Source organism: Acidocella facilis ATCC 35904 (assembly GCF_000687875.1).
In the GTDB taxonomy this organism is placed as follows: Bacteria; Pseudomonadota; Alphaproteobacteria; order Acetobacterales; family Acetobacteraceae; genus Acidocella; species Acidocella facilis.
Genome location: NZ_JHYG01000005.1, coordinates 196,976 through 218,607, shown reverse-complemented (window position 1 = coordinate 218,607; position 21,632 = coordinate 196,976). Strand labels below are relative to the sequence as shown.

At 63.5% G+C, this 21,632-nt stretch carries 20 protein-coding genes; all 20 read left to right on the top strand.

The window, feature by feature from the left end; translation table 11 throughout:
• Position 1: 1 nt before the first annotated feature.
• The 20 genes from T331_RS0108735 (at position 2) to T331_RS0108640 (ending at position 21,617) form a co-directional block, all read left to right on the top strand.
• Complete coding sequence (locus T331_RS0108735; RefSeq protein WP_026439729.1) at positions 2-565, top strand: NuoB/complex I 20 kDa subunit family protein; 564 nt, start codon at positions 2-4, stop codon at positions 563-565.
• Positions 558-1,187, top strand: a complete 630-nt coding sequence (locus T331_RS0108730) for an NADH-quinone oxidoreductase subunit C (protein ID WP_026439728.1) — start codon at positions 558-560, stop codon at positions 1,185-1,187. Before T331_RS0108735 ends, T331_RS0108730 begins: the two co-directional genes overlap by 8 nt.
• Positions 1,184-2,383 carry an NADH-quinone oxidoreductase subunit D gene (locus T331_RS0108725; protein ID WP_026439727.1) on the top strand — a complete coding sequence of 400 codons (1,200 nt, stop codon included), beginning with the start codon at positions 1,184-1,186 and terminating at the stop codon, positions 2,381-2,383. The genes T331_RS0108730 and T331_RS0108725 overlap by 4 nt, the downstream gene beginning before the upstream one ends.
• Complete coding sequence (gene nuoE / locus T331_RS0108720; protein WP_008494395.1) at positions 2,380-3,006, top strand: NADH-quinone oxidoreductase subunit NuoE; 627 nt, start codon at positions 2,380-2,382, stop codon at positions 3,004-3,006. The genes T331_RS0108725 and nuoE overlap by 4 nt, the downstream gene beginning before the upstream one ends.
• Positions 3,007-3,010: 4 nt before the next feature.
• Positions 3,011-4,303 carry an NADH-quinone oxidoreductase subunit NuoF gene (gene nuoF, locus T331_RS0108715; protein WP_008494396.1) on the top strand — a complete coding sequence of 431 codons (1,293 nt, stop codon included), beginning with the start codon at positions 3,011-3,013 and terminating at the stop codon, positions 4,301-4,303.
• A 3-nt stretch (positions 4,304-4,306) separates the two neighbouring features.
• On the top strand, positions 4,307-6,358 hold the full coding sequence (gene nuoG, locus T331_RS0108710) for an NADH-quinone oxidoreductase subunit NuoG (protein WP_026439726.1): 2,052 nt from the start codon (positions 4,307-4,309) through the stop codon (positions 6,356-6,358).
• Positions 6,359-6,360: 2 nt separating this feature from the next.
• On the top strand, positions 6,361-7,371 hold the full coding sequence (gene nuoH, locus T331_RS0108705; protein WP_008494398.1) for an NADH-quinone oxidoreductase subunit NuoH: 1,011 nt from the start codon (positions 6,361-6,363) through the stop codon (positions 7,369-7,371).
• Positions 7,372-7,383: 12 nt separating this feature from the next.
• Entirely contained in the window at positions 7,384-7,872 is a 489-nt protein-coding gene (nuoI, locus tag T331_RS0108700) for an NADH-quinone oxidoreductase subunit NuoI (RefSeq protein ID WP_008494399.1), read from the top strand.
• A 13-nt stretch (positions 7,873-7,885) separates the two neighbouring features.
• Entirely contained in the window at positions 7,886-8,527 is a 642-nt protein-coding gene (locus T331_RS0108695; protein WP_026439724.1) for an NADH-quinone oxidoreductase subunit J, read from the top strand.
• Positions 8,527-8,835, top strand: a complete 309-nt coding sequence (nuoK, locus tag T331_RS0108690) for an NADH-quinone oxidoreductase subunit NuoK (protein ID WP_026439723.1) — start codon at positions 8,527-8,529, stop codon at positions 8,833-8,835. The genes T331_RS0108695 and nuoK overlap by 1 nt, the downstream gene beginning before the upstream one ends.
• 2 nt (positions 8,836-8,837) lie before the next feature.
• Entirely contained in the window at positions 8,838-10,748 is a 1,911-nt protein-coding gene (nuoL, locus tag T331_RS0108685) for an NADH-quinone oxidoreductase subunit L (RefSeq protein WP_026439722.1), read from the top strand.
• Position 10,749: 1 nt separating this feature from the next.
• Positions 10,750-12,270 carry a complex I subunit 4 family protein gene (locus tag T331_RS0108680; RefSeq protein ID WP_026439721.1) on the top strand — a complete coding sequence of 507 codons (1,521 nt, stop codon included), beginning with the start codon at positions 10,750-10,752 and terminating at the stop codon, positions 12,268-12,270.
• Positions 12,267-13,691, top strand: a complete 1,425-nt coding sequence (nuoN, locus tag T331_RS0108675) for an NADH-quinone oxidoreductase subunit NuoN (protein ID WP_008494405.1) — start codon at positions 12,267-12,269, stop codon at positions 13,689-13,691. Before T331_RS0108680 ends, nuoN begins: the two co-directional genes overlap by 4 nt.
• Complete coding sequence (locus T331_RS0108670) at positions 13,688-14,401, top strand: biotin--[acetyl-CoA-carboxylase] ligase (RefSeq protein ID WP_051622268.1); 714 nt, start codon at positions 13,688-13,690, stop codon at positions 14,399-14,401. Before nuoN ends, T331_RS0108670 begins: the two co-directional genes overlap by 4 nt.
• Positions 14,402-14,417: 16 nt before the next feature.
• Positions 14,418-15,227 carry a type III pantothenate kinase gene (locus T331_RS0108665; RefSeq protein ID WP_026439719.1) on the top strand — a complete coding sequence of 270 codons (810 nt, stop codon included), beginning with the start codon at positions 14,418-14,420 and terminating at the stop codon, positions 15,225-15,227.
• Between the two features lie 118 nt (positions 15,228-15,345).
• Positions 15,346-16,935, top strand: coding sequence for a ribonuclease J (locus tag T331_RS0108660; RefSeq protein ID WP_155992666.1), 1,590 nt, complete (start codon positions 15,346-15,348; stop codon positions 16,933-16,935).
• A 309-nt stretch (positions 16,936-17,244) separates the two neighbouring features.
• Positions 17,245-18,399: an acyltransferase family protein gene (locus tag T331_RS17870; RefSeq protein ID WP_162173892.1), complete on the top strand. Its 1,155-nt coding sequence runs from the start codon at positions 17,245-17,247 to the stop codon at positions 18,397-18,399.
• Between the two features lie 8 nt (positions 18,400-18,407).
• The gene (gene proS / locus T331_RS0108650) at positions 18,408-19,700 is read left to right on the top strand and encodes a proline--tRNA ligase (RefSeq protein WP_026439717.1); all 1,293 of its coding nucleotides are present in this window, start codon (positions 18,408-18,410) and stop codon (positions 19,698-19,700) included.
• Positions 19,700-20,950 (top strand): lipoprotein-releasing ABC transporter permease subunit, encoded by a 1,251-nt coding sequence (locus T331_RS0108645; protein ID WP_026439716.1) that lies wholly within the window; start codon positions 19,700-19,702, stop codon positions 20,948-20,950. The genes proS and T331_RS0108645 overlap by 1 nt, the downstream gene beginning before the upstream one ends.
• Positions 20,951-20,963: 13 nt before the next feature.
• The gene (locus tag T331_RS0108640; RefSeq protein WP_081822186.1) at positions 20,964-21,617 is read left to right on the top strand and encodes an ABC transporter ATP-binding protein; all 654 of its coding nucleotides are present in this window, start codon (positions 20,964-20,966) and stop codon (positions 21,615-21,617) included.
• Positions 21,618-21,632 lie beyond the last annotated feature (15 nt).

Here is a 21,632-nt window from a genome sequence, read left to right as displayed (position 1 = left end):
CATGAGCACTGCGCCAAACAATGCTGATATCGCTTGGAACCGGGAGGCGCTGCCGCCTGGGGCCGAGCAGGATGCGGTGATCAAGGGCATTACCGGTGAGCTCGCCGGCAAAGGCTTCATCGTCGCCAATATCGACAAGGTGGTGAACTGGGCGCGCACCGGCAGCCTCTGGCCGATGACTTTCGGCCTGGCCTGCTGTGCCGTGGAAATGATCCACGCGTATATGCCGAAATATGATCTCGACCGGTTCGGCATCATCCCGCGCGCCTCGCCCCGCCAGTCGGACGTGATGATCGTCGCCGGCACCCTGACCAACAAGATGGCCCCGGCCCTGCGCAAGGTCTATGACCAGATGCCCGAGCCGCGCTGGGTGATCTCGATGGGCAGCTGCGCCAATGGCGGCGGCTATTACCATTATTCCTATTCCGTCGTGCGCGGATGCGACCGCATCGTGCCGGTGGATGTGTATGTGCCGGGCTGCCCGCCCACCGCGGAGGCGCTGGTCTACGGCATCATGCAATTGCAGAAGAAGATCCGGCGGACGGGGACGGTGCTGCGTGGCTGAAGAAACCGACATTCAGACCGAGGCGCCTGCCGCGCCGGTCGATGAAATCCTGGTGGGGCTGAGCGCGCTGCCGGGGGCGCATGAGGTGAAGCGCGCGCTGGGCGAGGCGATCATCCTCACCACCCGCGAGGCCGCCCATGCGCTGCTGCTGGCCCTGCGTGACCAGCTCCAATTCCAGCAGGTGATGGATGTCTGCGCCGTGGATTATCCTGAACGCGCGCAGCGTTTCGAGGTCGTCTATAACCTGCTCTCCGTCACCCGCAATCAGCGCGTGCGCGTGATCTTCTCCACCGATGAGGCGGCTGAAGTGGCCTCCGTCACCGATATCTGGCCGGTCGCCGGCTGGTGGGAGCGCGAGATCTGGGATCTGTTCGGCATTCGCTTCAACGGGCTCGCTGATCACCGCCGCATCCTCTCCGATTACGGGTTCGAGGGTCATCCGCTGCGTAAGGATTTCCCGCTCACCGGCTATGTCGAAGTGCATTATGACGATGAGCGCCGTGCTGTGGTTTACGACAAGGTTAAACTGACGCAGGAATTCCGGAATTTCGATTTCCTCTCGCCCTGGGAAGGCATGACCCTGCTCCCCGGCGATGAGAAGGTGAACAGGAGCCGGTCATGAGCGAGGCCGTCGCGAAGACCAAGATTTTCGAGGTCGATAGCCACACCATCAATTTCGGGCCGCAGCACCCCTCCGCGCATGGCGTGTTGCGTCTGATCCTGGAGATGGATGGCGAGGTGATCGAGCGCTGCGATCCGCATATCGGGCTGCTGCATCGCGGCACCGAAAAGCTGATCGAGTATAAGAGCTATATGCAGGCGGTGCCGTATTTCGACCGTCTGGATTACGTCTCGCCGATGGGCTGCGAGCATGCCTTCGCGCTCGCCACCGAAAAGCTGCTGGGCGTGCAGGCGCCGGAGCGGGCGCAATGGATTCGCGTGCTGTTCGCGGAGCTGACCCGCGTGCTCAACCATCTGCTCGCCATTGGTCATTTCGCGCTCGATTGCGGCGCGATTTCGCCGAGCCTGTGGATGTATGAGGAGCGGGAAAAGCTCCTCGAATTTTATGAGCGGGCCTCCGGGGCGCGCTTCCACTCGAATTATTTCCGCCCCGGTGGGGTGGCGAAGGATCTGCCGGCAGGGCTGGAAGCGGATATCGCGGCCTGGGCCGATGAATATCCGAAATTCATCGATGAGATGGAAAACCTGCTGAATGGCAACCGCATCTTCAAGCAGCGTCTCGTCGATATCGGCGTGATCTCGGCGCAAGAGGCGCTGGCCTGGGGCTTCTCCGGCCCGTCTTTGCGCGGCTCCGGCGTGGCGTGGGATCTGCGCCGTGCCCAGCCTTACGACAAATATGCCGAGGTGGAATTCGATGTTCCCGTCGGCAAGCATGGCGATTCTTACGACCGCTATCTCGTGCGCATGGCCGAGATGCGCGAGAGCGTGAAAATCGTGAAGCAGGCGCTGGCGAAAATGAAACCCGGGCCGATCAAGGTGCAGGATCGCAAGATCACCCCGCCGACCCGCGCCGAGATGAAGCATTCGATGGAAGCTCTGATCCATCACTTCAAGCTCTATACCGAAGGCTATCACGTTCCCGCCGGTGCCACCTACACCGCCGTGGAAGCGCCCAAGGGTGAGTTTGGCGTGTATCTGCAGGCGGATGGCTCCAACCGGCCCTATCGCTGCAAGATCCGCTCCACCGGCTTCGCGCATCTGCAGGCCGCGGACAGGCTGTGCAAAGGCCATATGCTGGCCGACATGGTGGCGATCCTCGGATCGCTCGACATTGTTTTTGGTGAGATCGACCGGTGAGCATCAATCACGCAGAACCGACCAGCTTCGCCTATACCGACGCCAACATGAAGTTGGTGCAGAAGGCGATCAAGAAATATCCCGAGGGCAAGCAGATGAGCGCGGTGAAGTCGCTGCTCGATCTGGCGCAGCGCCAGATGGGCGAGCAGACCGGCTCCGCCTGGCTGCCGCGCGCGGCAATGGATGTTGCAGCTGAAATCCTCGGGGTTTCGCCGATGCGCGTGTATGAGGTCGCGACCTTCTACACGATGTTCAATCTGAAGCCGGTCGGCAAATATCATCTGCAGGTCTGCACCACCACGCCGTGCTGGCTGCGCGGCTCGGACGACATCGTCTCCGCCTGCAAGAAGGCCAGCGGCGTCGCCCATTTCGGCGGCACCAGCGAGGATGGGCTGTTCACGCTCAAAGAGGTGGAATGCCTCGGCGCCTGCGTGAATGCGCCGATTTTGCAGATCAATGACGATTATTATGAGGACATGAATGCCGAGCGCGTCGAGGCGCTGCTGGCCGATCTGAAGGCGGGCAAGCCCTTGCCGCCGGCCGGCTCGCTTGGCGGGCGGGCCTCTTCCGCGCCCGCCGCCGGGCTGACCTCTTTGACCTCCAACCCAACCGCCGGGGAGTGAGCCGATGCTGAAAGATGAAGACCGCATCTATCAGAATTTGTACGGCCAACAGGATTGGAAACTCGCCGGCGCCCGCGCCCGGGGCGATTGGAGCGGCACCGCCGAGATCATCGCCAAGGGCCGCGATGCGCTGATCGAGGAGATGAAAGCCTCGGGCATGCGCGGGCGTGGCGGGGCTGGCTTTCCCACCGGCATGAAATGGTCCTTCATGCCCAAGCAGAGCGATGGCCGTCCCTCCTACGTCGTCATCAATGCCGACGAATCCGAGCCCGGCACCTGCAAGGATCGCGACATCATCCGCAACGAGCCGCATAAGCTGATCGAAGGCGCGCTGATCGCCTCTTTCGCGATGGGGGCGAACAAGGCCTTCATCTATATTCGCGGCGAGTATTACAACGAAGCCCAGCGCCTCCAATTCGCGATCGACGAAGCCTATGAAGCGGGTTTGATTGGCAAGAATGCGGCAGGTTCGGGGTGGGATTTTGACCTCGTGCTGCAGCGTGGCGCCGGCGCCTACATTTGCGGCGAGGAATCCGCGATGTTGGAGAGCCTGGAAGGCAAAAAGGGCATGCCGCGGATGAAGCCGCCCTTCCCGGCGGCGATGGGGCTGTATGGTTGCCCGACGACGGTGAATAATGTCGAGACCATCGCCGGCGTGCCGACGATCATGCGCCGTGGCGGCGCCTGGTTCGCGGGCCTGGGCAAGCCGAAAAATGCCGGCACCAAGATCTTCTGCATCTCCGGCCATGTGAATAATCCCTGCAATGTCGAGGAAGAGCTCGGTATTCCGCTGCGCGAGCTGATCGAGAAACATGCCGGCGGCGTGCGCGGTGGCTGGGATAATCTCGGCGCCGTCATCCCCGGCGGCGCCTCCTCCCCGGTGCTGAACAAGGCGATGTGCGACACCCAGCTGATGGATTTCGACAGTCTGGCAGCGTCCAAGAGCATGATGGGCTCCGGCGCCATCATCGTCATGGATAAATCCGTGGATGTGGTGAAAGCCATTTGGCGGCTCTCGAAATTCTTCAAGCATGAGAGCTGCGGCCAGTGCACCCCCTGCCGCGAAGGCACCGGCTGGATGATGCGCCAGATGGATCGCATCGTGCAGAACAAAGCGACTTTGGCGGATATTCATCTGCTGGAGCAGGTCACCACCCAGGTGGCCGGCCACACGATCTGCGCCTTCGGCGAGGCGTCTTCCTGGCCGATCCAGGGCATGATGCGCGCCTTCCGCCCCGAGGTGGAAGCCCGCGCGACCGATTATCAGCCGCCGGTGGCGGCGCAGGCGGCGGAGTAAGCCATGGCCAAGCTCACAATCGATGGCATCGAGGTCGAAGTCCCCAACGGCTCGACCGTGATCCAGGCCTGCGAGGCGGCGGGGATCGAAATTCCCCGCTTCTGCTATCATGAGCGCCTCTCGGTGGCCGGCAATTGCCGCATGTGTCTCGTCGAAATCGAGAAGATGCCGCCGAAGCCTGTCGCCTCCTGCGGCCAGCCAGTGGCGGATGGCATGGTGGTGCACACCGATAGCGAGATGGTCCGCAAGGGCCGGCGCGGCGTGATGGAATTCCTGCTGATCAACCATCCGCTGGATTGCCCGATCTGCGACCAGGGCGGTGAGTGCGATCTGCAGGACGAAGCCGTGGCCTATGGCCGCGACACCTCGCGCTATGAGGAAGACAAGCGCAGCGTCGCCCAGCCCGATTGGGGCCCGCTGGTGCGTACCACGATGACGCGTTGCATCCATTGCACACGCTGCGTGCGCTTCACCACGGAAGTGGCGGGCACGGCGGAGCTGGGCGGTACTTTCCGCGGCGAGAGCACGCAGATCGGCACCTATGTGCAGAAGGCGCTCACCTCCGAACTCTCCGGCAATATCATCGATCTTTGCCCGGTCGGCGCGCTGACCAGCAAGCCCTACGCCTTCACCGCGCGCCCCTGGGAGCTGCGCAAGACCGACAGCATCGACGTGCTGGACGCGCTCGGCTCCAACATCCGTATCGATGCCCGTGGCGCGGAAGTGCTGCGCATTCTGCCGCGCATCAATGACGAGGTGAATGAGGAATGGCTGGGCGATAAATCCCGCTTCTCCGTCGATGGGCTGAAGCGCCGCCGGCTGGATCGTCCCTGGATTCGCGAAAACGGCAAGCTGCGCCCGGCAAGCTGGGAAGAAGCCTTCGCCGCCATCGCCGGCAAGATCAAAGCCACGGCACCCGAGAAGATCGGCGCGCTGGTCGGTGATCTGGCGGATGTCGAATCCATGCTGGCGCTGAAGGAATTCATGGCGGGGCAGGGCTCGGCCAATATCGATTGCCGGATTGATGGCGCCGCCTACGATGTTTCGAAGCGCGCCTTCTACAGCTTCAACACCACCATCGCCGGCATCGAGGAAGCGGATGCGCTGCTGATCATCGGCAGCAATCCCCGCCATGAGGCGCCGGTGTTGAATGCGCGCATCCGCAAGCGCTGGCTGGCGGGCAAATTCCAGGTCGGCGTGATTGGCGAAAAAGCTGATCTCACCTACAAGACCACGCATCTTGGCGAAGGCCCGGCGGCCTTGCAGGCGCTGCTGGACGGCACGCATGAATTCGCCGAAGTGCTGAAGGGTGCGGCCAAGCCGATGCTCATCATCGGCGCCGGCGCGCTGGCCCGGCCGGATGGTGCGGCTTTGCACGCCACCGCCTGGAAGCTGGCCACGCAGTTCAACATGCTGAATGCCGAATGGCATGGCTTCAACGTGCTGCAGCACGCGGCCTCGCGCGTTGGCGCGCTGGATCTGGGCTTGCTGCCCGGCACCAACGGCCTCAGCGCCCAAGCGATGCTGGGCGGTGCCGCCGACGTGCTCTGGCTGCTCGGCGCCGATAACGAGGCCGTGCGCAACATCCCCAACAGCAGCTTCGTGATCTATCAGGGCCATCACGGCGATGCCGGCGCCTCCCGCGCGGACGTCATCCTGCCCGGTGCCGCCTACACCGAAAAAGATGGCACCTACGTCAACACGGAGGGGCGGGTGCAGAGCGCCTATATCGCGGTGAAGCCGCCGGGCGATGCACGTGAGGATTGGCGCATTCTGCGCGCCATCTCCGCCTATCTCGGCCACGCGCTGCCCTACGACACTCTGGAACAGCTGCGCGCGCATCTGAAGGCCAATTACCCGGTGTTCGGGCAAGAATTCCGCCGCTTCGCGGGCACGGATACGGCCGCCCCCGCCAGCTACGGCGCGCTGGGCGATGCCCCCTTCACCCCGGCTCTGGCGAATTACTACCAGACCGACGTGATCAGCCGCTCCAGCCCGACCATGGCCGCCTGCGTGGCCGCCCATAATCCTGCCCTCGCGGAGGCCGCGGAATGACCATGCCGTTCTGGGATACCGATACCGGGATCGTGATCCTCACGCTCCTGAAAACCCTGGCCCTGGTGGTGCCGCTGCTGATCGGCGTCGCCTACCTCACCTATTTCGAGCGCAAGGTGATGGGCGCCATCCAGCTGCGCAAGGGCCCCAACGTGGTCGGCCCGTTCGGCCTCTGGCAGCCTTTCGCGGACGCGATCAAGATGCTGATGAAGGAAACCATCCTTCCGACCGGCTCGGACAAGGTGCTGTTCATCCTGGCGCCGATGATCACGTTCGGCCTCGCCATCATCGCCTGGGCGGTGATGCCGGTGAATAATGGCTGGGCCATCGCCAACATCAATGTCGGCGTGCTCTATCTCTTCGCGGTCTCGTCGCTTGGCGTCTACGGCATCATCATCGCCGGCTGGGCCTCCAATTCCAAATACGCCTTCCTCGGCGCGCTGCGCTCGGCGGCCCAGATGGTCTCCTACGAAGTCTCGATGGGCTTCGTGATGGTGACGGTGCTGATCCTCGCCGGCAGCCAGAACCTCAACGATATCGTGTTGGCGCAGAAGCATCTCTGGTTCGCCATCCCGCTCTTCCCGGTGTTCATCATCTTCTTCATCTCGGGCCTGGCGGAAACCAACCGAGCCCCGTTCGATCTGGCGGAAGGTGAATCGGAAATCGTCGCCGGCTTCTTCGTGGAATATAGCTCGATGTCCTTCGGGCTCTTCTTCCTCGGCGAATATGCCAACATGATCCTGATCAGCGGCATGACCACCACGCTCTTCCTGGGCGGCTGGCTCTCGCCGATCCCGTTCGCGCCCTTCACCATGATCCCAGGGCCGCTCTGGTTCATCTTCAAAGTGCTCATCTGCCTGTTCGTTTTCGTCTGGGTGCGCGCCACGCTGCCGCGCCTGCGCTACGATCAGCTGATGGCGCTGGGCTGGAAAGTTTTCCTGCCCATCTCGCTCGTCTATCTCGTCCTCGTTGCGGGCGTGATGGAATATTCCGGCCTGCTGGCGCATGCGTAAGGGAGCGCAATCATGAACAAGGTCCTGCGTTGGACATGGGGCCTGGTGCTGTGGGAAATTCTCTGCGGCCTGGGCATCACCTTGCGCTATTTCTTCCGGCCCAAGGCGACCATCAACTACCCGTTCGAAAAGAACCCCACCTCGGCCCGCTTCAAGGGTGAGCACGCGCTGCGCCGCTACCCGAATGGCGAGGAACGCTGCATCGCTTGCAAATTGTGCGAAGCGGTGTGCCCGGCCCAAGCCATCACCATCGAGGCCGAACCGCGCGAGGATGGCTCGCGCCGCACCACGCGCTACGATATCGACATGACCAAGTGCATCTATTGCGCCCTGTGCGAGGAAGCCTGCCCGGTCGATGCCATCGTCGAAGGCCCGAACTTCGAGTTCGCGACCGAAACGCGCGAGGAACTGATGTATAACAAGGCGAAGCTCTTGGATAATGGCGACCGTTGGGAGCCGGAATTGGCCAAGCGGCTCGAGCTGGACGCGCCGTACCGGTAAGGGCCCCAAGCACATGATCGCAAATCTCGCTTTCTATCTCTTCTCCTTCATCCTGCTGGCTTCGGCGGTGATGGTGGTGACCAGCCGCAACCCGGTGCATGCCGTGCTCTTCCTCATTCTCGGTTTCGTGAATGCGGCGGTGCTGTTCCTGCTCACCGGGGCGGAGTTCCTGGCCTTCATCCTCGCCATCGTCTATGTCGGCGCCGTCGCGGTCATCTTCCTCTTCGTGGTGATGATGCTGGATGTGGATTTCGTCGCCCTCAACGAAGGCTTCCAGCGCTATGCGCCGGTGGGCGCGCTCGTGGCGCTCATCATGTTCATCGAGCTGGCCTTCATCGCCGGCAATTGGGCGATTGCCCCGGCGGGCGGTGCGGATCGGATGTTCCCCACCCCGGATAACGTCACCAGCTCGGTGGCGTTGGGCAATCTGCTCTATACCTCCTACCTGCCGGTGTTCCAGCTTTCCGGCATCGTGCTGCTGGTGGCGATGATCGGCGCGATCGTGCTCACCCACCGCGACCGCAAGCGCTCGCTGCATCAGAATCTCAGCGCGCAGCATGCGCGCGATCCGAAGCAGACTTTGGCCCTGGTCAACGCCCCGCTCGGCCAGGGTGCCGCGCTGCCGGCCAAGCAGACTCACGAGGAGACACTGTAATGCTCGTCCCGCTCTCGCATTATCTGGTGGTCTCGGCGATGCTGCTGGTCATCGGCATCTTCGGCATCTTCATGAACCGGAAGAACATCATCGTCATCATGATGTCGATCGAGCTGATCCTGCTCGCCGCCAATCTCAACTTCGTCGCCTTCTCCGGCGCGCTGCATGACATGGTGGGCCAGGTCTTCACCATGTTCGTGCTCACCGTCGCCGCCGCTGAATCGGCGATCGGTCTCGCCATCCTGGTCATCTATTTCCGCAATCGCGGCTCGATCGAGGTCGAGGACGTGACGTTGATGAAGGGCTGAACATGTTCACCTTGATTGCCGTTTTCGCGCCGCTGGTCGGCGCCATTCTCGCGGGCATCGCCCGCCCCTTCATCGGGCGTGCCGCGTCGCTGGGGGCCAGCGTCGCCTTCATGCTGGTCTCGGCGCTGTTCGCCATCCTGGCCTACCGGGCCGGGGTGCAGGCGCCGCTGCATCTCGCTACCTGGTTCCATGTCGGCGGCTTCACCCCGGATTGGTCGCTGCGGCAGGACCAGCTGAGCCTGGTGATGGTGCTGATGGTGAGCGTGGTCTCCATGCTCATCCATATCTATTCCGTGGGCTACATGGCGCATGACAAGACGCCGCAGCGTTTCATGTCCTATATCTCGCTCTTCACCTTCGCGATGTTGATGCTGGTGACGGCGAATAACCTGCTGCAGCTGTTCTTCGGCTGGGAAGGGGTCGGCCTCGTCTCCTACCTGCTGATCAATTACTGGTACGACCGCAAAGCCGCCAACGATGCCGCCATCAAGGCCTTCATCGTCAACCGCGTGGGTGATCTCGCCTTCGCCGTCGGCATCGCCTTGGTCTATTTCACCTTCCAGAGCACGCAGTTCGATGTGATCTTCGCCGGTGCCGCCGCGCATGCCGGCCAGCATTACACGCTGTTCGGCACCTCGCTGCCGGTGCTGGAGATCATCGCCTTCCTGCTCTTCATCGGTGCCATGGGTAAATCCGCGCAGATTGTCCTGCACACCTGGCTGGCGGATGCGATGGAAGGCCCGACGCCGATCTCCGCCCTCATCCACGCCGCCACCATGGTCGCGGCCGGGGTGTTCATGATCGTGCGCATGTCGCCGCTGATCAATCTGGCCCCGGAGGCGATGAGCTTCATCACCTTCATCGGCGCCACCACCGCCTTTTTCGCCGCCACCATCGGTTGCGTGCAGAACGACATCAAGCGCGTCATCGCCTACTCCACCTGCTCGCAGCTGGGTTACATGTTCCTGGCCGCTGGTGTCGGCGCCTACCCGGTGGCGATGTTTCATCTGATCAACCACGCTCTGTTCAAGGCGCTGCTCTTCCTCTCCGCCGGCTCCGTCATCCATGCGATGTCCGACGAGCAGGATATCCGGCTGATGGGCGGTCTGGCGGGCAAACTGCCTTTCACCTGCGCGATGATGCTGATCGGCTCGCTGGCGCTGATCGCGATCCCGCCTTTCTCGGGCTATTACTCCAAGGATGCGATCCTGGATGCGGCGCTGGCCGCGCATACCGGCATGGGCACCTATGGCTGGGTCTGCGGTACCGCTGCCGCCGGGCTGACCGCCTTCTATACCTCGCGCCTGTTCTTCCTGGTCTTCACCGGCAAGTCCCGCGCGCCCAAGCATGTGCAGGACCATGTGCACGAAAGCCCGGCGGTGATGCTGGTGCCGTTGCTGTTCCTGGCCATCGGCGCGTTCGGTTCCGGCATCGCGCTGAAGCCGGATTTCATCGGCGCCAACTTCCAGAGCTTCTGGGGCAGCTCCATCGCGGTGGCCGCGAACTCCGCCATGTTCCACATGGAGGACATCTCGTCCCTGGCGAAAATGGCGCCGCTGCTGGTCGGCATTTTCGGCATTCTGGTCGCGGTGCTGTTCTACCTGCTGGTGCCCTCGCTGCCGGGGCGGCTCTCGCAGAGCCTCTCGCCGGTCTACAAGTTCCTGCTGCACAAGTGGTATTTCGACGAGCTCTACGATGCACTGCTGGTGCGGCCCTCGCTGAAGCTGGCGAAATTCGTCTGGCGCGTCGGCGATGAGCAGGTGATCGATGGCGTGCCCAAGGGGCTGGCGGCGATCACCTCTGATGCCTCCGCCCAGGCCGTGAAGCTGCAAACCGGCTCCATCGCGCTCTACGCCTTCGTCATGCTGATCGGCCTGCTGGTCTTCGTCAGCCTCTTCATCTGGGTGAAGTGATATGAACCAGCTTGGTTTTCCCATCCTCTCGCTGATCACCTATTTGCCGCTGCTGGGCGCCTTCATCATCGCCACGCTGAGCGGCGATGAGGCGAAGATCGCCTGCCGGGCGCGGGCCATCGCGCTCGGGTTCTCGGTGCTGGTGCTGGTTCTGGGCGTTTATGTCTGGACGCAGTTCAATACCGGCATCGCCGGCTACCAGTTCGTCGAGGCGATGCCCTGGCTCTCGGGCATCAATGTCGAATATCGCATGGGCGTGGACGGCATCAGCCTGTTCCTCATCCTGCTCACCCTGGTGCTGACCCCGATCGCCATCCTTTCGAGCAACGGCATCAAGACCCGCGCGCGCTCCTTCTTCGCCGCGATGCTGCTGCTGGAGACGATGACCATCGGCATGTTCGCCGCCACGGATTTCGTGCTCTTCTACATCTTCTTCGAAGCCGTGCTGCTGCCGATGTATCTCATCATCGGCGTCTGGGGCGGGGAGCGCCGGATCTACGCGGCGGTGAAATTCTTCGTCTTCACCCTGGCCGGCTCGCTGTTCATGCTGCTGGCCCTGGTCTGGATCTGGCGCCATCTCGGCACCACCAACATCGCGGTGATCACCCATGCCGCCATCCCGGCGCATGCGCAGATGTGGCTGTTCCTCGCCTTCCTCGCCGCCTTCGGCGTGAAGGCCGCGGTCTGGCCGCTGCATACCTGGCTGCCGGACGCGTATGGCGAGGCCCCGGTGCCGGGCACCATCATGCTCGCCGCCGTGCTCTCCAAGATGGGCGCCTACGGCTTCCTGCGCTTTGCCCTGCCGATGCTGCCCAACGCTTCCTACGCGGCCGAGCCGCTGATGTTCACGCTGGGCGTGGTGGCGGTGATCTACATCTCCTATGTCGCCCTGGCGCAGACGGATATGAAGCGCATGATCGCCTACTCCTCGGTCGCGCATATGGGCGTCATCATCATCGGGCTGTTCACCTTCACGGTGGAAGGCATCGAGGGCGCGCTGTTCCAGATGCTCAGCCATGGCCTCGTCATCGCCGGTCTGTTCATCTGCGCCGGCATCCTCACCGCCCGCGGCCAGGGCCTGACGCTGAAAAATCTCGGCGGGCTGGCCAGCAATATGCCGGTGTTCGCGGCGGCCTTGATGTTCTTCACCCTGGCCAATATGGGCCTGCCCGGCACTTCGGGCTTCATCGGTGAAATCCTGGTCATCGTCGGCGCGCTGAAGGTGAATTTCTGGGTCTCGCTGCTCGGCGGCGCCGGCATGGTGCTCGGCGTCACCTACTCGCTGGTGCTGGTGCGCGCGGTTCTCTTTGAGAAATATGCGAGGCCTGAGCTGGCGGGGTTGAAAGACCTCACGGGCCGTGAATACGCCATGCTGCTGCCGCTGGCGGTGCTGGTGATGTGGCTGGGCGTCTATCCCTCCAGCTTCACCCATGCCTTCGATGCGCCGATCAACGCCCTCGTGCAGGCGCATTCCGCTGCCCTCAACCCGCATATGGCGCTGGCCATGGTGACCGCAAAATGACCGAACTCTACGCTCTCCTCCCGGCCCTGGTTCTGGGCCTTGGCGGCATGGTGCTGTTGACAGGCGGCGTGCTGGCGAAAAAATCCGAAACCACCCCGGCCGTCACCTTCGGCGCCGTGGTGCTGCTGGCGGTTGCCGCCGTGGTCAATCTGCTGGCGCCGGACACGCTGATCTGGAACGGTCTGTTCAAGACCAGCCTGTTCACCCGCTTTGCGGATACGCTGGTCTATCTCGGCGCCATCGCGGCGCTGATCCTGTCGGTGGATTACAATAAGCGCGAGGGCATTGCCCGGTTCGAATATCCGATCCTGGTGCTGTTCGCCGTCATCGGCATGATCGCGATGATCTCCGCCGCCGACATGCTCACCTTGTATCTCGGCTTCGAGCTGCAATCGCTGGCCCTTTATATCTGCGCGGCGCTGGCGCGGGATAATCTGCGCTCCACCGAAGCCGGCTTGAAATATTTCGTGCTCGGCGCGCTGGCTTCCGGCCTGCTCGTCTATGGCATCTCGCTGGTCTATGGCTTCGCCGGCACCACCAACTTCGCAGCACTTGGCGAGGTGTTCCGCAGCGGCACCGCCGGTGTCGGCACCATCGCCGGGGTGGTGTTCGTGCTGGTCGGCATCGCCTTCAAAATCTCCGCCGCCCCGTTCCATATGTGGGCGCCGGATGTGTATGAGGGCGCGCCTACTTCCGTAACAGCTCTCTTCGCCACCGCGCCGAAGGCCGCCGCCATGGCGCTGTTCCTGTCGGTGATGGCCGGGCCGTTCGGGCATCTCACCGGCCAGTGGTCGGCGCTGATCCAGATCCTGGCGGTGCTCTCCATGGTCATCGGCGCGCTCGCCGCCATCGGCCAGAGCAATATCAAGCGACTGCTGGCCTATTCCTCGATCAGCCATATGGGCTACGCGCTGATGGGCCTGGCCACCGGCACGGTGGACGGCATCCAGGCCAGCCTGGTCTATATCGCCATCTATGTGGTGATGTCCTTCGGCGTCTTCGGCTGCGTGGTGGCGATGCGCCGCAACGGCCAATCTGTGGAGAAGATCAGCGATCTCGCCGGTCTCGCCTCCGAGCATCCTGGCTTTGCCTTCGCCATGGCGGTGTTCATGTGGTCCATGGCCGGCATTCCGCCGCTGGCCGGCTTCTTCGCCAAGCTCTACGTGTTCGCCACCGCCTTCAATGCCGGGCTGGATACGCTCACCATCATCGGTATCGTCGCCAGCGTGGTCAGCGCCTTCTATTATCTGCGCGTGATCAAGGTGATGTATTTCGATAAGGGCCAGCCGAATTTCGAGCGCGTCTCCGCCGGGGCCGGGTTCGTGATGGCGGTCGGCGCCTTCGCCACCATCGTCTTCGTCATTCTCCCCGGCCCGCTGATGGCGGTGGCCGGCGAAGCCGCGAAGGCGCTGATGGGGTGATCCCCTGGCGCCTCGAATGTTACGAGGAGCTGGGGTCCACCTCCGATCTTGTGGTCACCCGCGCCAAGGCGGGTGAGCCCTCCGGCCTCGCGGTGCTGGCGCTGCGCCAGACCGCCGGGCGCGGCTCGCGTGGCCGGGCCTGGAGCGCGCCGGAAGGCAATCTCAACCTCTCCATTTTGCTGCGCCCGACCCGTCCGGCGGCGGAAGCCGGGCTGTTCTCGCTCGTCGCCGGCATCGCCGTGGCGCAGGCGCTGGCGGGGCAGGGGGCGCAGGGCCTGTCGCTGAAATGGCCGAATGACATTCTCTGCGACGGCGCCAAGCTCGCCGGCATCCTGATCGACGCGGTGCCTGACGGTGCCCGGCTGGACTGGCTGGTCATCGGCATCGGCATCAATCTGCGCCAAGCCCCGGAAATCCCCGGAAGGCGCACCACGGCCCTGGCCGCGCAAGGGCTGGTCCTGGCCCCGGAGGACGCCGCCCGCGCCATCCTGGCCCGGCTGGAGCCGCTGCTGGAGGCGCCGGGCGAGGAGATCCGCGCCGCCTGGCTGGCGCTGGGCCATCCGCTCGGCACCAAGCTGGATATCGCCTTCGCCGGCCAGCGCCGCGCCGGCCTCTTCGCCGGCCTTTCGCCCGCCGGCGAATTGCTGTTGCAGTGCGAAAATCGTATCGAGGCGCTCAATACCGGCGAAGTCTTGCTGGCGAACGGGTAAGAGCGAGGAGGGGCGGATGCTTCTGGTCATCGATGCAGGCAACACCAATATCGTGTTCGCCGTGCATGACGGCACGCAATGGCGGGGCAATTGGCGGCTGGCGACCTCCGCCCAGCGCACCTCGGATGAATATGGCGTCTGGCTGGAGGTACTGCTGGCCCGCGCCGGCATCTCCGCCCAGGAAATCACCCGGGCCGTCATCGGCACAGTCGTCCCCGCCGCCTTGTACCATCTGCGCCGCCTCTGCCGGGAATGGTTCGAGGCCGAGCCGCTGGTGGCCCGCGCCGCGCTGGATTGGGGCTTCGAAATCAAGACCGCCAACCCCGAAGGGGTCGGGGCGGACCGTCTGCTCAACGCTTTGGCGGCGCACCAGCATTACCAGGGCCCGCTGGTGGTGGTGGATTTCGGCACCGCCACCACCTTCGATGTGGTGGACGAAACCGGCGCCTATATCGGCGGCGCCATTTCGCCGGGTATCAATCTCTCCATCGAGGCGCTGCACCAGGCCGCCGCCCGGCTGCCGCGTATCGGCATCGGCCGCCCGCAGATGGTGATCGGACGCGATACCGTGCCGGCCATGCAATCGGGCATCTATTGGGGCTATATCGGGCTGATCGAGGGGCTGCTGGCCCGCATCGAGGGTGAGTTCGGGGCGAAGCTGAAGGCCATCGCCACCGGCGGCCTGGCCCCGCTTTTTGCCGAAGGCACCGCCAAATTCACCGCCATTGACCCAGACCTGACGCTGGAAGGGTTGCGCCTGCTCTCCATGCGCAATAAGCCCCCCTCTTTGCCGCGCGATCGCGCGCGGTTCCTTGAAACTGACTGACGACACGCGAGGAGCAGACCAATTCGTGGCTAAATCCAAAGGCAAGACCGCCCCCGTCATCGACGAGGCCGAGGCGGGGTTCATCTTCGTGCCGCTCGGCGGCACCGGCGAGATCGGGATGAACTTCAACCTCTATGGCTGTGACGGCAAATGGCTGGCCGTGGATTGCGGCATGGGCTTTTCCGGGCCGGAGACGCCGGAGGCGGAAATCCTGCTGCCGGACCCGGCCTTCATCGCGCAGCAGCGCGAGGATCTGCTTGGCCTCGTCATCACCCATGCGCACGAGGACCATATTGGCGGCATCGCCCGGCTCTGGCCGCAGCTGCGCTGCCCGGTCTATGCCACCCCCTTCGCCGCCGCCGTCATCCGCCGCAAGCTGCAGGAGGTGAGCTTCCACCGCGAGGTGAAGATCCACATCATCCCGCCCGGCGGCGCCTTTGAGCTGGCCCCGTTCAGCCTGCGCTATATCCGCATGACCCATTCCACGCCTGAGGCCCAGGCGCTGGCGATCACCACCAGCTACGGCACCGTGCTGCATACCGGCGACTGGAAATTCGATAACGGCCCGGTCATCGGCGACGTGACGGACGAGGCCGCCTTGCGCGAACTGGGCGATAAGGGCGTGCTGGCCATGGTCTCGGATTCCACCAACGCCATGGTCGAGGGCCATTCCGGCTCGGAATCCGATGTGAAAAAGAGCTTCGAGGCGCTGCTGCCGGAGCTGGATGGGCGCATCGCCGTGACCTGCTTCGCCTCCAACGTCGCGCGCGTGGCCAGCATCATCGCCGCCGGCGAGATCGCCGGGCGACATGTGGCGCTGGTCGGGCGCAGCCTGAACAACTATATCGCCGCCGCCCAGGAGGCCGGCTATCTGCGCGATGTGCCGGATTTCGTGCCCGAGGACGAGATCGGCTCCATCCCGGATGACAATCTCCTGCTGCTGGTTACCGGCAGCCAGGGTGAGCCGCGCTCCGCCATGGCTCGCATCGCCGCCGACACCCACCGCTACGCCGTGCTGGGCGAGGGCGACAAGGCGATCTTCTCCGCCCGCACCATCCCCGGCAATGAGCGCGCCATCTTCGCGGTGCAGGACCAGCTGGCACGGCGCGGGGTCGAGGTGATCGTGGATGGCGACGAATTCGTCCATGTCTCCGGCCATCCGGCGCGTGAGGAGCTGCGCAAGCTCTATAAGCTGGTCCGGCCGAAATATATCATCCCGACCCATGGCGAATGGCGTCACCTCTCCACCCAGGCGGCCTTCGCCAAGGAAAACGGCATCGAGACGCTGCTGGTGGAGAATGGCGATGTGGTGCTGTTCGGCGGCAACGGCCCGGCGGTGGTGGATAGCGTGCCCACCGGCCGGCTGGTGGTGGATGGCGAGCGCATCGTGCCGCTGAAAGGCGGCGTGCTCGCGGCGCGCAAGCGCATGCTGTTCAATGGCGTCGTTGTCGGCAGCCTGGCCATCGACTCCAGGGGGGCGCTGCGCGGCACCCCGCAAATTTCCGCCCCCGGCCTGCTGGAGGAGCTGGATGCCCGCCAGCGCCGCGCTTTTGAGGAGGAATTCCAGGAGCTTCTGGAAGACCTCGCCCCGTCCTTGCGCCAGGACGAGGCGGCCTTCGCCGACGCGGCCCGGGCCGGTCTGCGCCGGATCGTCGGCAAGAAGCTGGGCAAGCGTCCTCTGGTCGAGGTCCATATTTTGCGGGTTTGAGTGAAAATTAGGCTGATTTTAAGGATTTTCAGTCATCATGGTTATGTACCGCGCACAATGCGTCTGAAAGCCTAAAAAACTTGCTTTTTGCGAGGCTTTTTTTCTGGCCTTCCCTCCATGTTGCGGCGCATTATGTGGGTACGGATGGAGTTTGGTTCTTCATCCTGCCGTGTGACTGGCGTTTCCTCCCTGAACTTGGCCCGCCGCCCTTATGGGCTGGCGGGCTTCTTTCTTTTCGGCCATTTTGTCCTGGGCGCCCCGGCGCAGCTTCTATCTGACCGAAGATTGATTTAGAGCAGGGCGCCGATGATGAGCCAGAAGCCGGAACTCACCGACCTGACGATCTGCCGTGCCGCCTTCGCGGCCTGGGTGTTCGTCTATCACCTGGATCTGCATTTGCATTTCTCCGCCTGGCTGGGGCCTGCCGCCGGTTTGGTGAGGCATGGCTATATGGGGGTGGACGGGTTCTTCATCCTCTCCGGGCTGGTGCTGATGCACACCCACCAGGAATTCAACGCCCCGAACATGGATCAGGTCGATGCGCGATTCCGCCCGGCGCCGCCGCGGGCCTGGCTGCGCTTCTATGGCAAGCGCCTGGCGCGCATCTATCCGGTGCATCTGGCCACCTTGCTGATCCTGCTCGCCTTGCTGGCGCTGGGTAGCGCGCTGGGTATCGCCCCGCAAAGTCCGCAGCGTTTCGGCCTCGGCAGCTTCGTCGAGAATCTCTTCCTGGTGCAGGGCTGGGGGCTGGACCATTTCGGCGCCTGGAACTACCCGGCCTGGTCGGTGAGCACGGAATGGGCTGGCTATCTGCTCTTCCCGCTCTTCGCGCTGCTGCTGACCTATTGGGACCGAGGGGTCTCCCTGCAGCTCGCCATCGTCGTCTTCCCGGTGATGGGGCTGATCTATTATTTCGCCGGCGAGACCCTCAATCTCGCCTTCGCCGCCGGGCTCTGGCGCCTGATTCCGGAATTTCTCGCCGGCATGGTGATGGTCCGTATCGCCTCAGCGGCCGCCGATTATGATGTCTGGCGCCAGGTCTTCATCGGCGGCGGCGCGGCGCTGATCCTGCTCGGCGCGCTGACGGTGGATGTCGCCACCGTGCTCGGGCTGTGGATGCTGCTGTTCGGGCTCTATATGCAGTATGACGCGCAGCGCCCGCCGGCTTTCGGCCGCCGCCCAGCGCTGCATTTTCTCGGCCTGCTGTCTTATTGTTTCTATATGAGCTTCGCCATCGCCGAATTGCTGACGGTACAGCTCTTCCGCCATCTCGGCTGGCAACCCACCGATGAGAAAGCGCTCTTCGCGCTGATCATGACCGGCCTCACCTTCATCCTCGCGATCCTGCTGCGCGGCTTCGTCGAGCAGCCGGCGCGCCGTGCCGCCAATCGCTGGCTGGCCGAGGATGCGCCCGCCCAAGCGCCGCCGCCCCCGGCCACCGAAAAGCCTCAATCCCTGTTTTAAGGTTCATCATGCGTCTGTCCAAAAGCCTGATCCCCACCCTCAAGGAAACGCCCGCCGAAGCGCAGATCGTCTCGCACCGGCTGATGCTGCGCGCCGGCATGGTCCGGCAGATGGCCTCGGGCATCTATGCCTGGCTGCCGACGGGCATCAAGGTTCTGAACAAGATCGCGCAGATCGTGCGGGAGGAGCAATGGGCGGCCGGCGCCCAGGAAGTGCTGATGCCGACCATCCAGAGTGCGGATCTCTGGCGCGAATCCGGCCGCTATGACGCCTACGGCAAGGAGATGCTGCGCATCACCGACCGGCATGAGCGCGAGCTGCTCTACGGCCCGACCAACGAGGAAATGATCACCTCGATCTTCCGTGATTCGGTGAAGAGCTATCGCGACCTCCCGCAGAACGCCTTCCAGATCCAGTGGAAATTCCGCGACGAGGTGCGCCCGCGCTTTGGCGTGCTGCGCGGCCGCGAATTCTACATGAAGGACGGCTACGGCTTCGACCTCGACCGCGAAGGTGCGGTGATCACCTACAAGCAGATGATGCTGGCCTATATGCGCACCTTCCAGCGCCTGGGCATCACCGCGATCCCGATGCGCGCCGATACCGGGCAGATCGGTGGCGATCTTTCCCATGAATTTCACATCCTCGCCCCCACCGGCGAATCCGGCGTGTTCTATGATGCGGATTTCGAGGCGGGCGATGCCTTCGCGCATGACGACGTGGAAAAATTCTACGAGCAGATGACCACAATCTACGCCGCCACGGATGAGAAGCATGATCTGGCCACCTGGGAGACCATCCCCGAGGCGCGCCGCCGCGAAGGCCGCGGCATCGAGGTCGGCCAGATCTTCTATTTCGGCACCAAATATTCGAAATCGATGAATTTCAGCGTCAACGGCCCGGATGGCGGCAAGATCTTCCCCGAGATGGGCTCCTACGGCATCGGCGTCTCCCGCCTGGTCGGCGCCATCATCGAGGCCAAGCATGACGAGGCCGGGATCATCTGGCCGGATGCGATCGCCCCCTTCAAGGCCGCCATCCTCAATCTGCGTCAGGGCGATAGCGTTACTGACGGGCTGTGCGAGGAACTCTACAAGGCGCTGGGCCAGGACGCGCTCTATGACGACCGCGAGGAGCGCGCCGGGGCGAAATTCGCCGAGGCCGATCTGATGGGCCATCCCTGGCAGATGATCGTCGGCCCGCGCGGGGCGGCGAACCGCATGGTGGAGCTGAAGCGCCGCGCCACGGGCGAGCGTTTCGAGCTACCGGTGGACGAGGCACTGGCAAAGGTTCACTTCTGATGTTCAACGCCTTCGAGCGGAAGATCGCGGCGCGTTATCTGCGCGCCCGGCGCGGCGAGCGCTTCGTCTCCGTGATCGCGATTTTCTCGCTCGTCGGCATCGCGCTTGGCGTCGCCACACTCATCATCGTCACCTCGGTGATGAATGGCTTCCGCCAGGAGCTGCTCAGCCAGATTCTCGGGCTCAATGGCGATATCGGCATCTATGGCGCCGGCCAGCCACTGACCAATTATGATGCGATGTCGCAGAAGATCCGGACCATCAAGGATGTCACCGGCGCCTTCCCGATCTCGCAGGGCGAGGTGCTGATGTCCGGCCCGCAAGGCGGGGCCACCGGCGGCATCGCGCGCGGCATCACGCTGGACGGTCTGAAACAGCTGCCTACCGTCTCCCACCATGTCGTCGCCGGTTCGCTCGCCAACCTCACCGGGGGCGATGCGATTGCCATTGGCGCCGGGCTGGCGCAGCAATTCAACCTCTCCGTCGGTTCGCAAATCTCGCTGATTTTGCCGCAAGGAAAAGCCACCGTCATCGGCACCATCCCGTCGATCCAGGCCTTCCATGTGGTGGCGATTTTCCAGACCGGCATGCAGCAATATGATTCGAGCTTCGTCTTCCTGCCGCTGGACGCCGCGCAGACCTTGTTCCAGCAGACCGGCAGCGCCAGCCAGATCCAGGTCTTCGTCACCGACCCGGATCACGATGAAGCGGTGAAGCAGGCGATTCTCAACATGTTCCCAGGCCAGCCCTTGAATATTCAGGACTGGAAGCAGAACAACGATTCATTCCTCGCCGCCGTCACCGTCGAGCGCAATGTGATGTTCCTGATCCTGACGCTGATCATCATCGTCGCCGCCTTCAATGTGATCTCCTCGATGATCATGATGGTGAAGGACAAGGCGAAGGATATTGCGATCCTGCGCACGATGGGGGCGAGTTCTGGTTCGGTGCTGCGCATCTTCCTGATGGCGGGCGCTTCCATCGGCGTGCTCGGCACCTTCATCGGCTTCGCGCTGGGCGTGCTGTTCTGCCATTACATCAACGATATCAGGCTGTTCATCCAGCACATCACCGGCCAGAAACTCTTTGACCCGACCATCTATTATCTTGAATCCCTGCCGGCCCAGCTGGATTGGCGCGAGGTGGTGGAGATTGTGCTGATGGCGCTGGTGCTTTCGGTGCTGGCCACCCTCTATCCCAGCTGGCGGGCGGCGAAGATCGACCCGGTGGAGACGCTGCGCAGTGAGTGAATATCTGCTCTCGATGAAGGCGGTCCGCCGCACCTACCAGTCCGATGCTGGCGGCCTTACCGTGCTGGACGGCGCGGAGCTGACCCTGGCCCCGGGCGAGATCGTCGCCCTGGTCGCCCCCTCCGGCTCCGGCAAGTCCACCTTGCTGCATCTGGCAGGGCTTTTGGAAAAGCCGGATGCAGGGGCGGTGATCATTCGCGGCCAGAACGCCGCCGAGCTGAACGATGCCGGGCGTACCGCGATGCGCCGTCAGGAGATCGGCTTCGTCTATCAGTTCCATCATCTGCTGGCGGAATTCACCGCGCTGGAGAATATCTCCATCCCGCAGATGATCGCCGGTGTGCCGCAGGCGGCCGCGCATCAACGCTCCATGGAATTGCTGGAAAAATTCGGTCTGGGTCCGCGCGCGACGCATCTGCCGGGCAAGCTTTCGGGCGGCGAGAAACAGCGCGTGGCCATCGCCCGGGCGCTCGCCAACCATCCCTCGCTGCTGCTGGCCGATGAGCCGACGGGTAATCTCGATGTCGCCACCTCCAACATCGTGTTCGAGGAGTTGCTGCATGTGGTGCGCAGCGAAAACACCGCCGCGCTGATCGCCACCCACAACCCTGAACTGGCCGCGCGCATGGATCGGCAGATCACGCTGCGCGACGGGCGTTTGGTTTAAAAAAGTTTTTGGGGC

Coding starts and splice junctions, on each gene's coding strand:
- nuoI (WP_008494399.1), top strand. CDS start 7,384: ATGAACAAGGTCCTGCGTTGGACATGGGGCCTGGTGCTGTGGGAAATT.
- T331_RS0108665 (WP_026439719.1), top strand. CDS start 14,418: ATGCTTCTGGTCATCGATGCAGGCAACACCAATATCGTGTTCGCCGTG.
- nuoH (WP_008494398.1), top strand. CDS start 6,361: ATGCCGTTCTGGGATACCGATACCGGGATCGTGATCCTCACGCTCCTG.
- T331_RS0108660 (WP_155992666.1), top strand. CDS start 15,346: ATGAACTTCAACCTCTATGGCTGTGACGGCAAATGGCTGGCCGTGGAT.
- T331_RS0108640 (WP_081822186.1), top strand. CDS start 20,964: ATGAAGGCGGTCCGCCGCACCTACCAGTCCGATGCTGGCGGCCTTACC.
- T331_RS0108680 (WP_026439721.1), top strand. CDS start 10,750: ATGAACCAGCTTGGTTTTCCCATCCTCTCGCTGATCACCTATTTGCCG.
- T331_RS0108695 (WP_026439724.1), top strand. CDS start 7,886: ATGATCGCAAATCTCGCTTTCTATCTCTTCTCCTTCATCCTGCTGGCT.
- nuoG (WP_026439726.1), top strand. CDS start 4,307: ATGGCCAAGCTCACAATCGATGGCATCGAGGTCGAAGTCCCCAACGGC.
- nuoL (WP_026439722.1), top strand. CDS start 8,838: ATGTTCACCTTGATTGCCGTTTTCGCGCCGCTGGTCGGCGCCATTCTC.
- T331_RS0108645 (WP_026439716.1), top strand. CDS start 19,700: ATGTTCAACGCCTTCGAGCGGAAGATCGCGGCGCGTTATCTGCGCGCC.
- T331_RS0108725 (WP_026439727.1), top strand. CDS start 1,184: ATGAGCGAGGCCGTCGCGAAGACCAAGATTTTCGAGGTCGATAGCCAC.
- nuoK (WP_026439723.1), top strand. CDS start 8,527: ATGCTCGTCCCGCTCTCGCATTATCTGGTGGTCTCGGCGATGCTGCTG.
- nuoF (WP_008494396.1), top strand. CDS start 3,011: ATGCTGAAAGATGAAGACCGCATCTATCAGAATTTGTACGGCCAACAG.
- nuoN (WP_008494405.1), top strand. CDS start 12,267: ATGACCGAACTCTACGCTCTCCTCCCGGCCCTGGTTCTGGGCCTTGGC.
- T331_RS17870 (WP_162173892.1), top strand. CDS start 17,245: ATGAGCCAGAAGCCGGAACTCACCGACCTGACGATCTGCCGTGCCGCC.
- T331_RS0108735 (WP_026439729.1), top strand. CDS start 2: ATGAGCACTGCGCCAAACAATGCTGATATCGCTTGGAACCGGGAGGCG.
- proS (WP_026439717.1), top strand. CDS start 18,408: ATGCGTCTGTCCAAAAGCCTGATCCCCACCCTCAAGGAAACGCCCGCC.